Origin of the sequence: Pseudomonas vancouverensis (genome assembly GCF_004348895.1) — a bacterium.
Classification (GTDB): Bacteria; Pseudomonadota; Gammaproteobacteria; order Pseudomonadales; family Pseudomonadaceae; genus Aquipseudomonas; species Aquipseudomonas vancouverensis.
Window position 1 is genome coordinate 1 of sequence record NZ_RRZK01000028.1, and the last position, 19,036, is coordinate 19,036.

General features: G+C 59.4%; 17 protein-coding genes and 5 tRNA genes. 8 read left to right on the plus strand and 14 right to left on the minus strand.

From position 1 onward, the window contains the following. The 3 genes from EIY72_RS19075 to EIY72_RS19085 all read left to right on the plus strand — a co-directional run. A partial coding sequence (locus tag EIY72_RS19075) for a DUF2515 family protein (protein WP_425048555.1) occupies positions 1-692 on the plus strand: 692 nt, incomplete at its 5' end. Continuing rightward, positions 689-1,303, plus strand: coding sequence for a hypothetical protein (locus tag EIY72_RS19080; protein WP_093217945.1), 615 nt, complete (start codon positions 689-691; stop codon positions 1,301-1,303). The genes EIY72_RS19075 and EIY72_RS19080, both read left to right, overlap by 4 nt. Continuing rightward, entirely contained in the window at positions 1,300-1,914 is a 615-nt protein-coding gene (locus EIY72_RS19085; RefSeq protein WP_093217942.1) for a hypothetical protein, read from the plus strand. Before EIY72_RS19080 ends, EIY72_RS19085 begins: the two co-directional genes overlap by 4 nt. A gap of 224 nt (positions 1,915-2,138) precedes the next feature. On the opposite strand, the gene EIY72_RS19090 is transcribed toward EIY72_RS19085, so the two are convergent. The 10 genes from EIY72_RS19090 to gltX all read right to left on the minus strand — a co-directional run bounded on the left by EIY72_RS19090 (position 2,139) and on the right by gltX (position 8,130). Continuing rightward, entirely contained in the window at positions 2,139-2,585 is a 447-nt protein-coding gene (locus tag EIY72_RS19090; protein ID WP_046817890.1) for an Hsp20 family protein, read from the minus strand. Positions 2,586-2,714: 129 nt separating this feature from the next. Continuing rightward, on the minus strand, positions 2,715-3,674 hold the full coding sequence (locus tag EIY72_RS19095) for a tRNA dihydrouridine synthase (protein WP_093217939.1): 960 nt from the start codon (positions 3,672-3,674) through the stop codon (positions 2,715-2,717). A 169-nt stretch (positions 3,675-3,843) separates the two neighbouring features. Then, the gene (locus EIY72_RS19100) at positions 3,844-4,293 is read right to left on the minus strand and encodes an acyl-CoA thioesterase (RefSeq protein WP_093217936.1); all 450 of its coding nucleotides are present in this window, start codon (positions 4,291-4,293) and stop codon (positions 3,844-3,846) included. A gap of 49 nt (positions 4,294-4,342) precedes the next feature. Further along, positions 4,343-5,176: an alpha/beta fold hydrolase gene (locus EIY72_RS19105; protein ID WP_093217933.1), complete on the minus strand. Its 834-nt coding sequence runs from the start codon at positions 5,174-5,176 to the stop codon at positions 4,343-4,345. 29 nt (positions 5,177-5,205) lie between these two features. Continuing rightward, positions 5,206-5,745, minus strand: a complete 540-nt coding sequence (locus EIY72_RS19110; RefSeq protein WP_093217930.1) for a TetR/AcrR family transcriptional regulator — start codon at positions 5,743-5,745, stop codon at positions 5,206-5,208. A gap of 183 nt (positions 5,746-5,928) precedes the next feature. Next, a tRNA-Glu gene (locus EIY72_RS19115) sits at positions 5,929-6,004 on the minus strand. 81 nt (positions 6,005-6,085) lie between these two features. Continuing rightward, positions 6,086-6,161 (minus strand) — tRNA-Ala (locus EIY72_RS19120). A gap of 53 nt (positions 6,162-6,214) precedes the next feature. Further along, a tRNA-Glu gene (locus tag EIY72_RS19125) sits at positions 6,215-6,290 on the minus strand. Positions 6,291-6,369: 79 nt separating this feature from the next. Next, positions 6,370-6,445, minus strand: a tRNA-Ala gene (locus EIY72_RS19130). Between the two features lie 203 nt (positions 6,446-6,648). Next, on the minus strand, positions 6,649-8,130 hold the full coding sequence (gltX, locus tag EIY72_RS19135; RefSeq protein ID WP_090463698.1) for a glutamate--tRNA ligase: 1,482 nt from the start codon (positions 8,128-8,130) through the stop codon (positions 6,649-6,651). Between the two features lie 242 nt (positions 8,131-8,372). Here gltX and EIY72_RS19140 point away from each other — a divergent pair, with 242 nt between their 5' ends. Then, positions 8,373-9,461, plus strand: coding sequence for an HlyD family secretion protein (locus tag EIY72_RS19140; protein WP_093217927.1), 1,089 nt, complete (start codon positions 8,373-8,375; stop codon positions 9,459-9,461). Continuing rightward, positions 9,451-11,001, plus strand: coding sequence for an MDR family MFS transporter (locus EIY72_RS19145; RefSeq protein WP_093217924.1), 1,551 nt, complete (start codon positions 9,451-9,453; stop codon positions 10,999-11,001). The genes EIY72_RS19140 and EIY72_RS19145 overlap by 11 nt, the downstream gene beginning before the upstream one ends. Positions 11,002-11,142: 141 nt before the next feature. Here EIY72_RS19145 and uvrB read toward each other — a convergent pair whose 3' ends face one another. Continuing rightward, the gene (uvrB, locus tag EIY72_RS19150; RefSeq protein WP_093217921.1) at positions 11,143-13,158 is read right to left on the minus strand and encodes an excinuclease ABC subunit UvrB; all 2,016 of its coding nucleotides are present in this window, start codon (positions 13,156-13,158) and stop codon (positions 11,143-11,145) included. A 335-nt stretch (positions 13,159-13,493) separates the two neighbouring features. Here uvrB and EIY72_RS19155 point away from each other — a divergent pair, with 335 nt between their 5' ends. The 3 genes from EIY72_RS19155 (at position 13,494) to EIY72_RS19165 (ending at position 15,175) form a co-directional block, all read left to right on the plus strand. Beyond that, a complete protein-coding gene (locus tag EIY72_RS19155) occupies positions 13,494-14,690 on the plus strand; it encodes an amino acid aminotransferase (protein WP_093217918.1) in 1,197 nt (398 codons plus the stop codon). A 137-nt stretch (positions 14,691-14,827) separates the two neighbouring features. Further along, on the plus strand, positions 14,828-15,031 hold the full coding sequence (locus tag EIY72_RS19160; protein WP_093217915.1) for a hypothetical protein: 204 nt from the start codon (positions 14,828-14,830) through the stop codon (positions 15,029-15,031). Between the two features lie 68 nt (positions 15,032-15,099). Further along, positions 15,100-15,175 (plus strand) — tRNA-Asn (locus tag EIY72_RS19165). 85 nt (positions 15,176-15,260) lie between these two features. On the opposite strand, the gene EIY72_RS19170 is transcribed toward EIY72_RS19165, so the two are convergent. From EIY72_RS19170 to EIY72_RS19180, 3 genes are all read right to left on the minus strand, one after another. Then, on the minus strand, positions 15,261-16,256 hold the full coding sequence (locus EIY72_RS19170; protein ID WP_093217912.1) for an AraC family transcriptional regulator: 996 nt from the start codon (positions 16,254-16,256) through the stop codon (positions 15,261-15,263). A 1-nt stretch (position 16,257) separates the two neighbouring features. After that, positions 16,258-17,271, minus strand: a complete 1,014-nt coding sequence (locus EIY72_RS19175; RefSeq protein WP_197678825.1) for an AraC family transcriptional regulator — start codon at positions 17,269-17,271, stop codon at positions 16,258-16,260. Between the two features lie 259 nt (positions 17,272-17,530). Next, on the minus strand, positions 17,531-18,781 hold the full coding sequence (locus tag EIY72_RS19180) for an OprD family porin (RefSeq protein WP_093217909.1): 1,251 nt from the start codon (positions 18,779-18,781) through the stop codon (positions 17,531-17,533). Positions 18,782-19,036: the final 255 nt, after the last annotated feature.

Below are 19,036 nucleotides of genomic sequence, written 5' to 3' on the forward strand. Positions count from 1 at the left end.
AATATGAACAGGCCAACCGCAACAACCCGGTGTGGGGCTTCACCCATTGGGGCGCCGAAAGCCCCTTGACCTACTCGCAACAGATGTACCAGTTCGTGTACGAGATGCTGGCGATGGGCAATACCACACTGTTCCTGGATGTGTATCCGTTGCATGTGTTTTATGCGGAGCGAGGGTTGGAGGCGCTTAGGGAGTGTTTGGGGTCACGTAGCAACATTTACGGGCAAGGTGAACGCCCGGTGTTGTGGCCCGTCGGACAGGAAATTCTTGAGTTTGGGGTTGACCATGAGGAAATCCGTCTGGCATTCGACGCCATAGAGACTGGCAATATTGCCAAAAGTGTTGATCATCTTGCCAGACATGAACAGGTCAACATCCTGCAGCCAGCAATGTACAACGACAAAGGCCTGCAATGGTTATTGCGCGGCAACCATGTCTCCTACGTCACCAACATACCCTCCGGTGTCGCTCAAGCCATCGAGCTGACCCTTACCAGTCAGTGCCGCCCTATCGATGACGGACGCACCATTGGGTTTGGTAACAACCCTGTTGCCAACTTGGCAGACATCAACCAACGCATGGCTTTCGTGCTGAGGGCAGCGCAGCGGTTTGATGATCTTCTGCACAGTGATCAGCGCGAGCAACTGGAACGATCAATTTGGGAAATCGCCTTGGGAGAAGGCATACGATGAATCTGAAGCGGCTCGTGAGCTGGCGACGCAGTGCGTTGGCATTGGCAGCCGCAGCCCTCATTACGCTGGCCGCAATTAAGGAGCTATCGGATGAGCCGGAAATCTCTCTGGTGATTGGAGAGCGTTACGAGGACATGCGCCAGCGCTCTAGCGCGAGCATTGCCCCTGCCATTCCTGGACGCGCATGGTTCAGTGTCCCGAAATCGGATGCGCGCCTGCGTTTCAATGATAATAAGTACGGCTTTGTGACCCCTCTGGCCCGCTTTTTCACAGTGATGTTCGAGGATGAGCGAATCGATGGTGTCCGCATGTCCCCTCAAATCGAGCCACTACTGCTCGACGACACCCTCAAGGTCGTTCTGGATTTGCAAGACCAATGGCGCAGAGCGGGTTGGGTACCCATCCGGACCAAGGAATTCCCTTCGTTCGCCGACACTCCGCAATGGCGTGATCGATTGAGAGAAACAAAGAACGTTGAAAAAGCCTACTGGCGAGCCGGTGACAAGTACCAATTGATGTTGGTGGTCAGTCGCTTCAGGGACAGCAAGCGTCCCACCGAAGAACGCTACCTCATCACATTGGGACTCCACAAAGCACGGGGCGTGCAGTGAGTCTGACGCATCGCTTGGGTTGGCGATCTGGTGTCGCTGTACTTGCAACCATGGTTCTTCTGACGCTGGCGCCGATTGAGGTCCTGTCGGACGAACCGGAAATAGCCTTGGTAATTGGCGAACCTTGGGAGGATATGCGCCGCCGCTCCAGTGCCGAGATTGATCCAGCCATTGCAGGACATTATTGGGGGCAGATGCCCAAATCTGATGCCCGCCTGCGCTTCACAGATTCTCAATACGGATTTGTAACGCCCCTAGCTCGCTACTTTAGCGTGAGTTTCGATGATGAGCGTGTCAGCAATGTCCGCATGTCGCCACAAATCGAGCCACTACTGCTCGACGACACCCTCAAGGTCGTGCTGGATCTGCAAGACCAATGGCACAGAGCCGGCTGGGTGCCCGCCCGGGTCACGAGGTATCCATCGTTTGCCGACACCCCGCAATGGCGAGACCAACTGCGGGATGTCAACAAAGGCGGTACGGCCTACTGGCGAGCAGGTGACAAGTACCAATTGATGCTGGTGGTCAGCCGCTTCGAAGACAAAAAGCGCCCCACCGAGGAACGCTACCTCATCACATTGGCCATCCACAAATCACGGGGCGGGCAGTAAGTCCGAAGCATCGCTCGGCACGACGCACCGTACCGGCACAATCTCAAAACATGCCACCTCACCTCACACTCCATTATCACTGACTCAAATCCCTGCCCAGACTCGCTGCGTTGCGGCAGCGATCTTCTTTCGACTGGTCCGATACGGCTGAACCTGAAAAAGTGAAACACAACGCAAAAAAAGACCCCGATCAATCGGGGTCTTTTTTCAACCAGCGCTCTGGCTTAGTGCTGCAGAGCCGGTTTCTGCGTCCCGTTGATCGGGATGCGTTTGGCTTTCGCTTCCTCGGGAACCACACGCAGCAGATCAATGCTCAACAGACCGTTGCGCAGGTCGGCGGCCTTGATTTCGATGTGGTCCGCCAGGCGGAAGGACAGCTTGAATGCACGTTGGGCGATGCCTTGGTGCAGGAAGGTCACGCCTTCGTTGGCGTCACGTTTGCCGCCGCTGATGGTCAGCACACCTTTCTCGACTTGCAGGTCCAGGTCTTCTTCCTGGAAACCGGCTGCGGCTACGACGATGCGGTATTGATCGTCGCCGTGCTTTTCCACGTTGTAAGGTGGATAGGTGCTGCCTGGCTCATTGCGCAAAGCGGTTTCGAACAGGTCGTTGAAACGGTCGAAACCCACCGAGGAACGGAACAGCGGGGCCAGGGAAAATGCAGTGCTCATGGTTCAAATCTCCTGAAAACAATCAGCAAGGTTTTTTGTCTCCGCGACCCGAATTCGGCATCGCGTAACCCTTAGATAGGGACCGCTGATTGCATTTCAAGAGATTATTTTGCAGTTTGTTTAAAAAAATCAGGCCGCCTCGGCCACCGGCAAACCGAGCAGGCGCGAGACGTTGTCCGGTTCGGTTTCACGCCGCAGCACGGTGAACAACTCTACCGCCTCGGGATAATTACGGGTCAGCATCGCCAGCCATTGCTTCAGGCGACCCGGCGATTGCCGCGCGGTCATCTGCGCCTTGGCCTGTAGCCAGAAGTCCTGGATCAGCGGCATCAGCTCCGCCCAGGTCATCTCGACCACTTCCTCGCCGGCGCGGGCGGCGGCGATTTGCCGAGCCAGGTCCGGACGCGACACCAGCCCGCGACCGAGCATGATGTCTTCCACGCCGCTGATCTCGCGGCAACGGCGCCAGTCCTCGACACTCCAGATGTCGCCGTTGGCGAACACCGGCACCTTGACCACATCCTGTACTCGCGGAATCCACTCCCAGTGAGCCGGCGGTTTGTAGCCGTCCACTTTGGTCCGGGCATGCACGACGATATGTTCGGCGCCGCCTTCAGCCAGCGCCGTGGCGCAGACCAGCGAACCGTCCGGGCTGTCGAAGCCCAGGCGCATCTTCGCGGTGACCGGAATGTGTGCCGGCACGGCACGGCGGACGTGCTCGACGATCTGGTTGAGCAGCTCGGGCTCTTTGAGCAACACCGCGCCACCACGGGATTTGTTTACGGTCTTGGCGGGGCAGCCGAAGTTCAGGTCGATGACTTCGGAACCCAACTCACAGGCCAAGGCGGCGTTTTCCGCCAGGCACACCGGGTCGGAGCCGAGCAACTGCACGCGCAGGGGCACGCCGGAGGCGGTGCGAGCGCCGTTGAGCAGCTCGGGGCCGAACTTGTGGAAGTAGGCAGGCGTCAGCAACTGATCGTTGACCCGAATGAACTCGGTCACGCACCAGTCGATACCACCCACGCGGGTCAACACATCGCGCAGGATGTCGTCGACCAACCCCTCCATGGGTGCCAAAGCAATTTGCATGAAAAATACACTCAACGAAAAACGTGCGGCAGTTTACTGGATTACGCGAGAAACCGCAGATTCCGATGCGCAGGAGCCCTTCCAGGAGCGAACCTGCTCGCGATGGCGATGTGTCAGGTACTTATGCATTCACTGACACGCCGCCATCGCGAGCAAGCTCGCTCCCACATTAGATTTTTGCTGACTCCAAAGCTTGCAGCGCCGGGCCGTAACCCTCGATGAACTCCGCCGGCATACGCTTGGGCTTGCCCGAGGACAGCTCGATGCAGACAAAAGTGGTTTGCGCGCGCAGCAGCGTCGAATTGTCGCTGGGACGGATCAGTTGGAAATGCCGGGTCATTTTCAGGCGCTGGTCCCAGTCGACGATCCAGGTCGCCAGTTGCAGCTCATCGCCTTCATAGGCGGCGGCGAGGTAATCGATTTCGTGCCGCACCACCGCCATCGCCCGATCCAGGCGCCGGTACTCGCTCAGGTCCAGGCCGAGGCGCTGGGAATGACGCCAGGCACAGCGCTCGAGCCAGGTGACATACACCGCGTTGTTGGCGTGCCCCAGCCCGTCGATGTCCTCGGCGCCCACTTGCAGATCAATGACAAATGGCGTTTCTCGATCCCAGCCCATGCCCGACTCCCCGGTCAGATAAATTCGACCGGGGCAGTGTAACGGAAGCTCAGGCGGATTGGCGCGATTGCAGGCTGCGACCGGCCAGCAGTGATAACACGCCATCAATGACCCGAGGGTCGGCCAGCACCCGCTGGTGACCGCCTTCTTGCAGACGCAGCAAGCGGCTGTCGAACCAGGCTTCGTGGATCAGTTCCGACTCCTTCACCCGCACAAAGTCATCGTCTTCGGCGTGGACGATAAGGCCGGGCATGTCGAGTTGATAGTGCGCGACATCCAGCAGCGAGGCGCGCATGCCCACGTCTTTTTCCACCTGACGAATGAACGCCGAGCGCGCTTTCGGCGGTAATCGAACGTAACGGGCAAACCCGCGCAACACCCCGAGAATGCGTGCCGGGGCAGCAATGGTGACCAGGGTTTCGGTACGCAAGCCCATCTGCACCGCGAGCATGGCGCTGGCGCCGCCCATGGAGTGACCGATCACGGCCTGTAACGGCGGCAATTCAGCAGCGGCTTCCAGCATGGCGCGGGCAAACAGCACGACGTTTGCCTCGCTGCCCGGTGAATGGCCATGGGCCGGACCATCGAGCGCAACGACCGAATATCCGGCCTCGACCAGCGCAGTGATCAGACTGGCGAACTGCGTGGGCCGCCCTTCCCAACCGTGCATCAACAGCACCGCCGGGCCTTGCCCCCAACGCAGCGCCGAAAGACCGAAACGCAAGGTGATGCGCTCGGACCTGGCCAACAGCGGCAGCTCCCAGTCACGGGGCGGCAGGTCGCGCGGTGTCATGAAGGCCACGCGCATTTTGCTTGCAACGAGTTTGGGGGCAAACCAGCCCAAGGTGCCATTAACGCCACGAACCCACTTTAACGCGCTCATCGCATGCTCCTCAGGCCGCAGCCTTCAGGTCAACGCACCGCCGACTTGGCCGCGCGCAACAATCGATCGGACAATTCACCCGGCCCCAGCGCCCGCGCCAGTGCCAGTCCACCCACCATCAAGGCCATGTCGGCCAGGGCTTTTTCAGTTTCTTCGGGACTGGACGCCAACTGCGCGACCATCATTTCCACATGCTCATTGAGTGCTACACGAAAGGCTTCCGGCAGCCGTCCCAACTCACCGACCGACGCCGGGATCGGACAGGCCGAATCGGATGAGTCGCGATGCCGGCGTGACAGGTAAAAGGCGGCGACCAACCCCCGACGCTCTTCACCGGTCAACTCGGCATCCATGTCGGCAATCAAGTCACGACGGTGACCCAGCAATTGCTTGAAGGCCTCCAGCATCATCGCGTCCTTGCTTTCGAAGTGTGCGTAGAAACCGCCAACCGTCAGGCCGGCTGCGCCCATCACTTCACCCACGCTCGGCTCTGCCGGACCACGCTGAATCAGCGCTGCACTGGCGGCCTTGAGAATGCGTTCGCGGGTCTGAGCTTTTTTATCGTTCATCGTTGCCTCCGAATATTACGACTAGAATATTATTCTCATAATAATTTTACGCAAGTCGTGAATGTGACCGCTGGTCAGAAGAACAGTGTGGAAAGGAATGGGGGATTTGGCCAAACGCCAGACAAACAAAAGGGCCATTCAATAATTGAATGACCCTTATAAATCCCGCAAAGCGGGTAATCGTGGCGTCCCCTAGGGGACTCGAACCCCTGTTACCGCCGTGAAAGGGCGGTGTCCTAGGCCACTAGACGAAGGGGACACAAACCCTTCTATACAACTGATCAGTGCTGAGTGCTGATCCATTCAAGGCCGGTGTGGCCAGACCTTGAACTTGTAAAATTGGTGGAGCTAAGCGGGATCGAACCGCTGACCTCCTGCATGCCATGCAGGCGCTCTCCCAGCTGAGCTATAGCCCCGGATTTTTCGCCTCGCGGCGGAGCGACATCTTGCAACATCGCTTCTGTAAAACTGGCGTCCCCTAGGGGACTCGAACCCCTGTTACCGCCGTGAAAGGGCGGTGTCCTAGGCCACTAGACGAAGGGGACGCAAACCCTTCTATACAACTGATCAACGCTGAGTGTTGATCGCTTCGGAGCCGGTGTGGCCAGGCTTCGAAGTGTAAATTGGTGGAGCTAGACGGGATCGAACCGTCGACCTCTTGCATGCCATGCAAGCGCTCTCCCAGCTGAGCTATAGCCCCTCATCGTTGATGTCATCGCTGAGGACGGGGCGAATCTTAAGGGCGTATCGAAAGCCTGTCAAACTTATTTTTCAAAAAATTTAAAATTTTTTGTCGGCATAACAATCACTTACCGCCCTCCCCCCGAAAAATCGGGGGTCTGAGGACCACTGCGCGCCCAACGACAGGCGTACGCAATGGCCATCAGTCCCGCATCAAGCGTGTCAGGCAATCGCGCCCAACAGCTTTTCCCATTCCTTGTTTTCTTTCTTCGACACGCCACCGAGCAGGTCGATGGCCTGGCGCAGGCGGAAACGCGTCAGGTCCGGGCCGAGGATTTCCATCGCATCGAGCACCGACACCGAACTCGCCTGACCGGTGATCGCCGCGAACATCAGCGGCATGGCGTCACGCAGCTTCAGCTCCAGGGATTCGACCACGGCCTGAATGGTCGCGGTGATGCTGTCCTTCTCCCACTGACGCAGGCTTTCGAGCTTCCACAGGATCAACTGCATCAGTTGACGCACCTGATCGCCCGAGAGCTTCTTCGATTCGAACAGCTTGGCATCCGGATTCACGCCGCCGGCAAAGAAGAACCCGGCCAGGGGTGCCACCTGGCTGAAGGTCTCGACGCGGCCCTGGACGTGGGGCGCGATCTTCATCATGTATTCGGAGTTGAACGCCCACTTCTGCACGCGCGCGGCGAACTCTTCCACCGGCAAATCACGCAGCCACTGGCCGTTGAGCCACGAGAGCTTCTCGATGTCGAAAATCGGCCCGCCCAGGGAGACGCGCTTGAGGTCGAAGTTGTCGACCATTTCCTGCAGCGAGAACTTCTCGCGCTCGTCCGGCATCGACCAGCCCATGCGGCCGAGGTAGTTGAGCATGGCTTCCGGCATGAAACCCATGCGCTCGTAGAAGGTCACCGAGGTCGGGTTCTTGCGCTTGGACAGCTTGCTCTTGTCCGGGTTACGCAGCAGCGGCATGTAGCACAGCTCTGGTTGCTCCCAGCCGAAGTATTCGTACAGCAGGATCAGTTTCGGCGCCGACGGCAGCCACTCTTCGCCACGTAGGACGTGGGTGATGCCCATCAGATGGTCGTCGACCACGTTGGCGAGGAAGTAGGTCGGCAGGCCATCGGTCTTCATCAGGACCTGCATGTCCATGCGGTCCCAAGGGATTTCAACGTCGCCACGGAGCATGTCCGGCACCACGCAGACGCCTTCGCTCGGCACTTTCATGCGGATCACGTGGGGTTCACCGGCCGCCAGGCGACGGGCAACTTCTTCCTTCGACAACAGCAGCGCGCGGCCGTCGTAACGCGGGGTTTCGCCACGGGCCATTTGCTCGGCACGCATTTGGTCCAGCTCTTCGGCGGTGCAGAAGCATGGGAAGGCATGGCCCATGTCGACCAGTTGCTGGCAGTACTTCTGGTAGATCTCGCCGCGCTCGCTTTGACGGTACGGACCGTGCGGGCCGCCGACGTCCGGGCCCTCACTCCAGTCGATACCCAACCAGCGCAGGGCGTCGAAAATCTGCTGTTCGGACTCGCGGGTCGAACGCAACTGGTCGGTGTCTTCGATCCGCAGGATGAACTCACCGCCGTGCTGCTTGGCAAAGCAGTAGTTGAACAATGCGATGTAAGCGGTACCTACGTGGGGGTCCCCGGTAGGCGATGGCGCGATGCGAGTGCGGACGGTGGTCATGGCATGTCTCGGAAAGAATGAAAAGCGAAGTTCAGACAGAACATCAAACAAGAGCGGAATGGTAACAGGCGACACCCGCCCCGCTCCAGTGAGCAGGGCATTTAAGCCAAGGTTGCGGCTGGAACACCCGTATGAGGGGGTGAATGACTGAATATCAGCCAATGGCATTTACCGTTTATCGGCTGTATGCCAGATTTGCCTGCTGATATCTTCCCTTACAATTTCTTGACTACAGTTTGCCCATGCCTGCCCAACTCAAGCGTCGCCTGTTCACCTTCCTGTTGATTGTCCTGCTGATTGCCGGGGGCTTCTTTGCCCAATGGTTTTTCAAGGGGCGCTTTTATGAAAGCACCGACAACGCTTATGTCCAGGGCGAGATCACCCGCGTCTCCAGCCAACTGGGTGCGCGCATCGATGAGGTGTTGGTGCAGGACAACCAGCACGTAGAGAAAGGTCAGTTGCTGGTCAAACTGGAACGCGATGACTTCCAGCTCGCCGTCGACCGTGCCAACGCCGCACTCTCCACGCGCCAGGCTGAACGCCTGCAAGCCCAGAGCAAGCTGACCCAGCAAGCCAGCCTGATTGCTTCCAGCGAAGCGCAAGTCGCCTCCAGCCAGGCCAGCCTGGATCGCTCGCAGATCGACCTGACCCGCGCCGAGACCCTGCGTAAACCCGGTTACATCTCCGAAGAACGGGTCACCACGCTCGCCGCTGACAATCACATCGCCCGCTCGCAAATGACCAAGGCACAGGCGGACGCGCAAAGCCAGCGCCAGCAGGTCAACGCCCTGACCGCCGAGATCAAGCGCCTCGACGCGATGATTGCCACGGCGAAAACCGAGCTGGCCCAGGCCGAACTGAACCTGACCCGCAGTGAAATCCACGCGCCGATCAGCGGCCTGATCGGCCAGCGCTCGGCGCGTAACGGTCAGTTTGTCCAGGCCGGCGCTTACCTGCTGTCCATCGTTCCCGACGAAGACATCTGGATTCAGGCCAACTTCAAGGAAACCCAGATCGGCCACATGCAGCCCGGGCAAACCGCCGAACTGACCTTCGACGCCTACAGCGACACGCCGATCAAGGCTCGGGTCGACAGCCTGTTTGCCGCCTCGGGGGCGCAGTTCAGCCTGCTGCCACCGGACAATGCCACCGGCAACTTCACCAAGGTCGTGCAACGCATTCCGGTGAAACTGACCTTCGATGCGAACAACCCGCTGCGCGGCAAGATCCGCCCGGGCATGTCGGTGACCGCCAAGGTGAACATCAAGGATGCCCCTGTTGATGTCACCCCGCAGGTAAGCAGCAAAGACAGCCCTGAAGATGGCCGGTGATCAACTGATCCGCCCGGTCGGCGAACCGACCCGGCGGGACTGGATCGCGGTGATGAGCGTGATGCTCGGCGCCTTCATGGCCGTGCTCGATATCCAGATCACCAACTCGTCGCTCAAGGACATTCAAGGCGCGCTGTCGGCGACCCTTGAAGAAGGCTCGTGGATTTCCACCTCCTACCTGGTGGCGGAAATCATCATGATCCCGCTGACCGCATGGCTGGTGCAGCTGCTGTCGGCACGGCGCCTGGCGGTGTGGGTGTCCCTCGGTTTTCTGGTCGCCTCCCTGCTCTGCTCCATGGCCTGGAGCCTGGAAAGCATGATCGTGTTCCGCGCCTTGCAGGGCTTTACCGGCGGCGCGCTGATTCCGCTGGCGTTTACCCTGACCCTGATCAAGCTGCCCGAACACCATCGCGCCAAAGGCATGGCCATGTTCGCCATGACCGCGACCTTCGCCCCCTCCATCGGCCCGACCCTCGGCGGCTGGCTCACGGAAAACTGGGGCTGGGAGTACATCTTCTACATCAACATCCCGCCCGGCCTGATCATGATCGCCGGCCTGATGTACGGTCTGGAAAAGAAAGAGGCGCACTGGGAACTGCTGAAAAGCACCGACTACGCCGGCATTCTCACCCTCGGCGTCGGCCTTGGCTGTCTGCAGGTGTTCCTGGAAGAAGGCCATCGCAAGGATTGGCTGGAATCGGACCTGATCGTGACCCTGGGCAGCATTGCGCTGATCAGCCTGATCATCTTTGTCATCGTGCAGTTCTCCAAGCCCAATCCACTGATCAACCTGGGCATTCTGGGCAATCGCAACTTCGGCCTGTCGAGCATTTCCAGCGTCGGCATGGGGGTCGGGCTGTACGGTTCGATTTACCTGCTGCCGCTGTACCTGGCGCAGATCCAGAACTACAACGCCCTGCAGATTGGCGAGGTGATCATGTGGATGGGCGTGCCCCAGCTGTTTCTGATTCCGCTGGTGCCAAAGCTGATGAAGATCATTTCGCCGAAGTGGCTGTGTACCTTGGGGTTCGGGCTGTTCGGCATCGCCAGTTTTTCATCCGGCGTGCTCAACCCGGACTTTGCCGGGCCGCAGTTCAATCAGATCCAGATCATCCGCGCCCTCGGTCAACCCCTGATCATGGTGACCATCTCGCTGATCGCCACGGCGTACATCCTGCCTCAGGATGCGGGATCCGCGTCGAGTCTGTTCAACATCCTGCGCAACCTCGGCGGCGCCATCGGCATCGCCCTCCTTGCCACGCTGCTGGATGCGCGCACCAAGGTTTATTTTGATTACTTGCGTGAATCCATCGTGCCGAGCAATCCGCAGGTGGCCGAGCGCATGGCGTCGTTGACCGACCGCTTCGGCAGCGAAACGGCGGCACTGGGCAAGCTCAGCGAGATCGCCCATCAACAGGCGTCGATCATGGCCTACAACGATGCATTTCACTTTGTCGGGATTGCGCTGGGGATCAGCATGATCGCGGTGTTGCTGACCAAGAAGCTGCCGGCGGGATTGAAGGCCGGGGAAGCCCATTGATTCTGTTGCGCTTGTAAAGAAGCCATCGCGAGCAAGCTCGCTCCCACAGGGTTTATTGGTTGGTCGCACATTTTGTGTTCGACACCGATCACTGTGGGAGCGAGCTTGCTCGCGATGAGGCCATTACAGTCGCAACAAATCTCAGACCGTAATCAAGCGCTCACGCAACTTGGCAATCTCGTCGCGCATCTGCGCCGCCGCTTCAAACTCCAGGTCACGAGCGAGCTGATACATCTTCTCTTCCAGGCCCTTGATGCGCTTGGCGATCTCGCCCGGTGAGCGCAGTTCGGCTTCGTACTTGGCGTTTTCTTCGGCGGCCTTGGCCATGCCCTTACGCTTCTTGCTGCGTGAGCCCGGCACGGTGGCGCCTTCCATGATGTCGGCGACGTCCTTGAACACACCTTTTGGCGTGATGCCATTGGCCAGGTTGAAGGCGATCTGCTTGTCGCGACGGCGCTCGGTTTCACCGATGGCACGCTCCATGGAGCCGGTAATCCGGTCGGCATACAGGATCGCCCGACCATTGAGGTTACGCGCCGCACGGCCGATGGTTTGGATCAGCGAACGCTCGGAGCGCAGGAAGCCTTCCTTGTCGGCATCGAGGATCGCCACCAGCGATACCTCCGGCATGTCCAGGCCCTCACGCAGCAGGTTGATCCCGACCAGCACATCGAAGGTGCCCAGGCGTAGATCGCGGATGATCTCGACCCGCTCGACGGTGTCAATGTCCGAGTGCAGATAACGCACACGCACGCCGTGATCCGCCAGGTAATCAGTCAAATCCTCGGCCATGCGTTTGGTCAGGGTGGTGACCAGCACCCGCTCCTCGACCGCCACACGCTTGTGGATTTCCGAGAGCAGATCGTCGACCTGCGTCAGCGCCGGGCGGATTTCCACCTGTGGATCGACCAGACCGGTCGGCCGCACCACTTGCTCGACCACACGCCCGGCGTGTTCGGCTTCGTAGTTGCCGGGTGTCGCCGAAACGAAAATCGTCTGCGGGCTGATGCCTTCCCACTCGTCGAAACGCATCGGCCGGTTATCCAGCGCCGACGGCAGGCGGAAGCCGTATTCCACCAGGGTTTCCTTGCGCGAGCGGTCGCCTTTGTACATGGCGCCGACCTGCGGCACGCTGACGTGGGATTCGTCGATCACCAGCAAGGCATCGGCCGGCAGGTAATCGTAAAGAGTTGGCGGCGCCTCGCCGGCGGCGCGACCCGAGAGGTAGCGCGAGTAGTTTTCGATGCCGTTGCAGTAACCCAGCTCGAGGATCATCTCCAGGTCGAAACGGGTGCGCTGCTCCAGGCGCTGGGCTTCCACCAGCTTATTGTTGCTGCGCAGGTATTCCAGGCGCTCCTTCAACTCCTCCTTGATGCCTTCGACCGCGCCCATCAGGGTTTCCCGCGGCGTCACGTAGTGGCTTTTCGGGTAGAAGGTGAAGCGCGGCAGTTTGCGGATGACTTCGCCAGTCAGCGGATCGAAGGCCGAGAGACTCTCCACTTCATCGTCGAACAACTCGATGCGGATCGCCTCGAAGTCGGATTCCGCCGGGTGAATATCGATCACGTCACCGCGCACGCGGAAGGTTGCCCGGGCAAACTCCATGTCGTTGCGTGTGTATTGCAGGTCGGCGAGGCGTCGCAGCAACTCGCGCTGATCGAGGCGGTCGCCGCGATCCACGTGCAACACCATCTTCAGGTAGGTTTCCGGGCTGCCCAGACCGTAGATACACGACACCGTGGTCACGATGATCGCGTCCTTGCGCTCCAGCAACGCCTTGGTGGCCGACAAACGCATCTGCTCGATGTGGTCGTTGATCGACGCGTCTTTCTCGATAAAGGTATCGGAGGAAGGCACGTAGGCTTCGGGCTGGTAGTAGTCGTAGTAGGAAACGAAGTACTCCACCGCGTTGTTCGGAAAGAACGCCTTGAACTCGCCATACAACTGCGCGGCGAGGGTCTTGTTCGGCGCCAGCACCAAAGTGGGGCGCTGCACCTGGGCGATCACGTTGGCGATGCTGAACGTCTTGCCCGAGCCCGTCACCCCGAGCAGCGTCTGGTGCGACAAACCGGCGTCGATGCCCTCCACCATCAGGCGGATGGCTTCAGGCTGATCGCCGGCGGGCTCGAAACGGGTGACTAGCTGGAATTCGGACATGAAAGACCTCTGGATCACGCTTGCCGGTGAAACCGACACGAACGAGAAAGACCGCAAACGACGAGTGTCGCCCGGGGAAAAAACTGGATTGTGCTCAATGTGGAGGCGATTGCTACAGCTTTCAAGGCAAACGTCCTACATCGCGCATTCCACTTGCTTACGCCATTCGACTAACGGTCGAGAAAAAAACTCAAAAACTTGGCTGAAAAGCCCATTCGCCTGTCGCCATTGATCGCCGATGGCCTCTATACTAGCTCCCCGTTTGTGCACCGCTCTAGTGCATTCGGCTGGAGCGCGACACGTCCCTCCACTCTCCATTCAGAGCCGCCGCAATAATGAGCCTGTTCTCCGCTGTCGAAATGGCACCACGCGATCCTATCCTGGGCCTCAACGAAGCATTCAACGCCGATACCCGGACCGATAAAGTCAACCTGGGGGTCGGTGTTTACTGCAACGAGGAGGGGCGAATTCCACTCCTGCGCGCCGTTGTCGAAGCCGAAACCATTCGCGCCGCTCAACACGCTTCCCGTGGCTACCTGCCAATCGACGGTATCGCTGCCTACGACCAGGCTGTGCAAAAACTGCTGTTCGGCAATGACTCGCCGCTGATCGCTGCCGGCCGCGTCATCACCACCCAGGCCGTTGGCGGTACTGGCGCCCTGAAAATCGGTGCCGACTTCCTCAAGCAACTGCTGCCGAACGCCGTCGTGGCGATCAGCGACCCGAGCTGGGAAAACCACCGCGCCCTGTTCGAAACCGCCGGTTTCCCGGTGCAGAACTATCGCTACTACGACGCCGCGACCCACGACGTGAACCGCGCCGGCCTGCTGGAAGACCTCAGCGCCCTGCCGAACAAGTCGATCGTTGTGCTGCACGCCTGCTGCCACAACCCGACCGGCGTCGACCTGAGCCCGGCGGACTGGAAAAACGTCCTCGAAGTGGTTAAAGCCAAGGGCCACGTGCCGTTCCTCGACATGGCCTACCAGGGCTTCGGCGATGGCATCGACGAAGACGCCGCGGCCGTGCGCCTGTTCGCCGAGTCGGGCCTGACCTTCTTCGTCTCCAGCTCGTTCTCCAAATCGTTCTCGCTGTACGGCGAGCGTGTCGGTGCCCTGTCGATCGTCAGCGAATCGAAAGAAGAAAGCGCCCGCGTACTGTCGCAAGTCAAACGCGTGATCCGCACCAACTACTCCAACCCGCCGACCCACGGTGCAACCATCGTCGCCGCCGTGCTGAACAGCCCGGAACTGCGCGCCCAGTGGGAAGCCGAACTGGCCGAAATGCGCCTGCGCATTCGTGGCATGCGCACCCAGATGGTCGATCTGCTGGCACAGAAAGCGCCGCAGCAGGACTTCAGCTTCGTCGGTCGCCAGTGCGGCATGTTCTCCTACTCCGGCCTGACCGTTGAACAGGTTCACCGCCTGCGCAACGAATTCGGCATCTACGCCCTGGACACCGGCCGCATCTGCGTGGCCGCGCTGAACCAGAGCAACATCAAGGTGGTGACGGACGCTATCGTCCAGGTCATCTGATTTCGCCTTGAAGCGCAAAACGGGAAGCCTTTGGGCTTCCCGTTTTTTTTGCAGCAGATAATTCCCGGCAAACCAACCTGGCCCTCTAAACTGCGCACAGGTGTTATGTAATCCCGAGATGTCCACAGAGAACCCACATGAAAAACGATGACCTGCGCGCCGACCGCGACGAACTGGACTACTACCCTCCCCCTCGTACAGCGGGCAAACGCAGCGGCAGCCTGGTATTGCAGGTCGCGGCCGGGGTATTTCTCGGCGGCCTGGCCCTTTGGCTGGTGCAGCTGGCGGCCACCGCGCTCTACGCCAAACTGCTGATGGGCACCCTGACGTTCGGCGGATGAGCCATTATCGACAAAAGGTGCGCATCAACGCTTGACTTCTCTTTTTGAATCAGTAACATAGGCGCCATTCCGCGATAGCTCAGTTGGTAGAGCAAGTGACTGTTAATCACTGGGTCCCTGGTTCGAGTCCAGGTCGTGGAGCCAGACAAGGTTCAGAGAAGGTTTGCCAAATCTCTGCACCACAAAAAACCCGCCTTCTGGCGGGTTTTTTCGTTTTGGCACTGCCTGTTCACGCCTGAGACTTCATTGTCTGCCTGGGCAACTCACCAAACCGTTGCCGGTAGTAGTTGGCAAACCGCCCCACATGCCCGAACCCGAACTCCAGCGCCACTTCCGTCACGCTGCTGTGGGGCTTGGCCAGCAAATATTCCCGAGCCGCTTCCAGGCGCAATCCGCGCAGTCGGTCCATCGGGCTTTGACCGTATTCGCGTTGGCATAACGTGTTCAAGCTGCGAATGCTCACCCCGACAGCCACCGCCAGTTCCGCCAGGGAAATACCTTGAGCCAAGTGCTCACGCATGCACGCGTCGATTTTTTGCAGCTGCCGCGTGGCTTGCCGCGGCGCAGGCGGCGCCTGCTGCGCGACATCACAATGACTGAGCAGAAACATCGGCAAGCTCTGCTCCAGATGCTGCAGCCAGCGTGAAGGCGTTGTGCACGCCTCTCCCTCGGGCAAATGCTCCAGCAGTTCGCTGACCAGGCGAAACCAGCGCAGCGCCAGTGGCCGCTGCAGACGGCTAACAGGGGCCAACGTGAAATCCGGAGACAAGTCATCGCCCAGCGCCTGCTGGCTGGCATCGAGCAAGGCCCGCGGCAGCTTGAGGATCAGTTGCTCGCAACCCGCCTCCCACACCACCCGGGCCTGCTCACGCGGGGACAATATCGCCACCTCGCCGGGGCTGACGTCGTAGCCCATGCCGTCGGACTCCAGCGTGGCACTGCCGCGCAGCGGCATCTGGACCAGGACGAAATCCTCGAAAGGCTGCGGGCGAATTTCCACCTGGCCACCGTAGCGCAGCGCATACAGCTCACAACTGGCGACCTGGCCGCGATAGAACGCCGTATCGACGCCACCCTGTGGCCAGACCAGTTCATGCTCTACCAGGGCCTGGCCCATCAAACGTTGGGTTTCCTGCGCCGAGCGGCTGGTGAACACCGGCTCGCGGCACATCAGCGACAAGTTCAGGCCCACGCTGTTGGCGGTGGCCGCGTGGAAAGTGGCCATGTCAAAGCGACCGGTTGCGACGGGCTTCGCTGCGTTGCAGCGTGGCACTGGGCGTCTCGTTGAACAGCTTGCGGTATTCGCTGGCGAACCGGCCCAAATGGGAGAAGCCCCAGCACATGGCGATCACGGAGATGTTGCGTACCGAGGCGTCTTCGAGGATTTCCTGGCGCACGCCGCCGAGGCGGTATTTTTTCAGATAAGCCATGGGCGAGACACCCAAATGCTTGCGAAAGCCTTCGAACAGCTTGAAGCGCGACACCCCTGCCGCCGCCTCGATGTCCTCCAGATGGATGTCGTCGCGCGCATTGCTTTCGATGAAGTCTTTCGCCCGAACCAGGTAATACGGCAGCTTGACGCCCAGTTGCTGACGAAGTTCGGCGCTGTAGTTGTTGGGCTGGGAAAGGATCAGCCCCTTGATCAGCGCACTTTCGATATCGCGGGTGAAGAACACCTGGCTGAACAGATCATGACCGCGCTCCAGCTCATCGATGTAGTAACGGGCCAGCCGCCACCAGGAGGCCGAGGCACCGTTGACCGCGTCCATCACCGGCTCGAACTTCAGCGGCATTTCCAGCGGGCGTTGCAGCATGCCCTCGAGGGTCTGGCGCATGGCCATGCGGGTAATCACCACAGAGATCTTGTGGCAGTCACCGGCCATGCTCAGCGCCTGGGTTTCGTGGGGCGTCACGATCAGCCCCCGATCCTGATCGGAGTGCAAGCGGCGGCCATCCTTGAGCAGTTCCTGCTCGCCGCGAATCGGCAGGCTGAGGCTGTAGCAATTGAGGTGCTCGGCATCTTCGACGCCGATGGTCACATCGGTGCCGTACTCCATCCGGCCCAGGGTCGTGGACATGGATTTGAATACATTGGCCTTATGGTGGAACTGAATACGGTTCGGCTGCGCGGTCTGCAGCTCGTGCGGCCCGCAAATGCCGGCCATCCATGCACGGGCACCGGCGAGGTCGTAGCGATCTATGCGGATATCTCGAAATTGCACAACGTTTGGTTCGGTCATGTCAGTACACCCACGGCAAGGGACAACGACACGCTCTTCGGCGCGTATTTTCATTGGAACTGCAAGGGCTATGCCCAGCCTCTGCGAATAGGTGATATGCGCATTTTTCGGCTAGTAATCGGAAACTATCCGGATATCGAACGCGTTACGCGGCATTGGCGCGCACAACCATGGCGCAAGGCGTCAGTGACGCGACGGGTAAAGCGCTACCCAACGCGTCACTTCAGCGCGCAATTACGTGCAAATAGAGGGCAGGACGTTACCAAAATTTCCAGGTGTAAGTGGTGATCAGACGGTTCTCCACCCAGTCATTGCCGTGGCTGAACTTGGCAACGACGTTGCCGGCCTCCACGCCCACGCCCTTGAGCGGGCCGCTTTGCACCACATAGGACAGCATCAGTTGGCGCTCCTGCTCTGCGGCCTGGCTGAGGTTGTCACCACGGTCTATTGAAGTGCCCTTGAAGTAGCGGGTCATGAAGTTCAGGCCCGGCACGCCGAGGGCGGCGAAATCGTAGTCATACCGCAACTGCCAGGATTTTTCGTTGGGCTTGATGTACCCCAGCCGCGACCAGTTCACCAAAAACGGCTGCGGCACATAACCACCCAGGGTCGGGAAGTTGCTGTCGCCGAGCATGCGCTGGTAGCCCACGCCGAATCGATGCCCGCTCTTTTTCAAGGAGGTCATGCCGCCATAGGAACGGTTATCGATATTGCCGTAGAGCGCGTCACCGTCTTCGTTGTTGTTGAAGTAGCGCAGATCGGTCTTCAGCGCATAACCGTCGCCCAGATCGGCCAGATGGGTGATACCCAGGTAGTGCTGCTGGTAGATGTCTTCAAGTTGCGCGTAGAAGTAAGTCGCAGTGATTGACGGCGTGAAGACATAACTGGCGCCCGCCAGGTTCATGCCGTCACTGCCGTGGCGCACGCCGGAACCGGTCTGCAGGTAAAGCTTTTCGTAGTTGGAGGAGTTACGTGCACCGATCTCTGTCAGCCGCCCCCCAGTCAAAGTCAGGCCATCGACTTCCTTGGATTCGATCAGGCCACCGCGATAGGTGGTGATCAACTGACGGGAGTCGTCAATGATTGCCACCGGCAGCAACGGCCGCAGCTCACCGACTTTCAGCTCGGTCTTCGAATAGCGCATTTTCAAGGTCGCCCCGCCGCGACCATAGTCGTCGGCCTGCTCGTGTCGACTTTGGCTGTAAGGGATGATGGTGTCATCGCCGCGGCCGCCACCACCATCCAGTCGGAAGGCATATTGCGCTTCCGCATCCAGGCCGAACTGCAGCGGGCCTTCGGTATAACCCGAGACGAAACGCAGGTCGAAACCCTGAGTCCAACTGCCCACCCGCGAACGGGGCGGATTGTCCTGCTTGAAATCCCGATCGATGTAAAAGTTGCGAGTCCCCAATGTCAGTCGACTGTCGGAGAGTACATCTGCCTGGGCCAACAATGGCGCCAACAACCCAACTGTTTGCACACTTCTAACCAACCACGGTCTATGTAACATATTATTTCTTCCCCCTGCCGCGTTAAGAGCAACACATCAATAAAAGGCACTTCCGGTTTAAACCAGGGCCATGCGCATTGGCAGTTTCCAATGTCCTGCAGCGAGACACTCTGGCGGTGCTTCGATTGAAATTAAGCAGCAACAAGTTACTCAACGGCTATCCCGTTACTGGAAGACAACTAGCCGTTTGCTCAGCCATAAAATGCGCAACAACCCAGTGTTTCCTGGAGAAAACCCACAACAAGCGAAGATCAG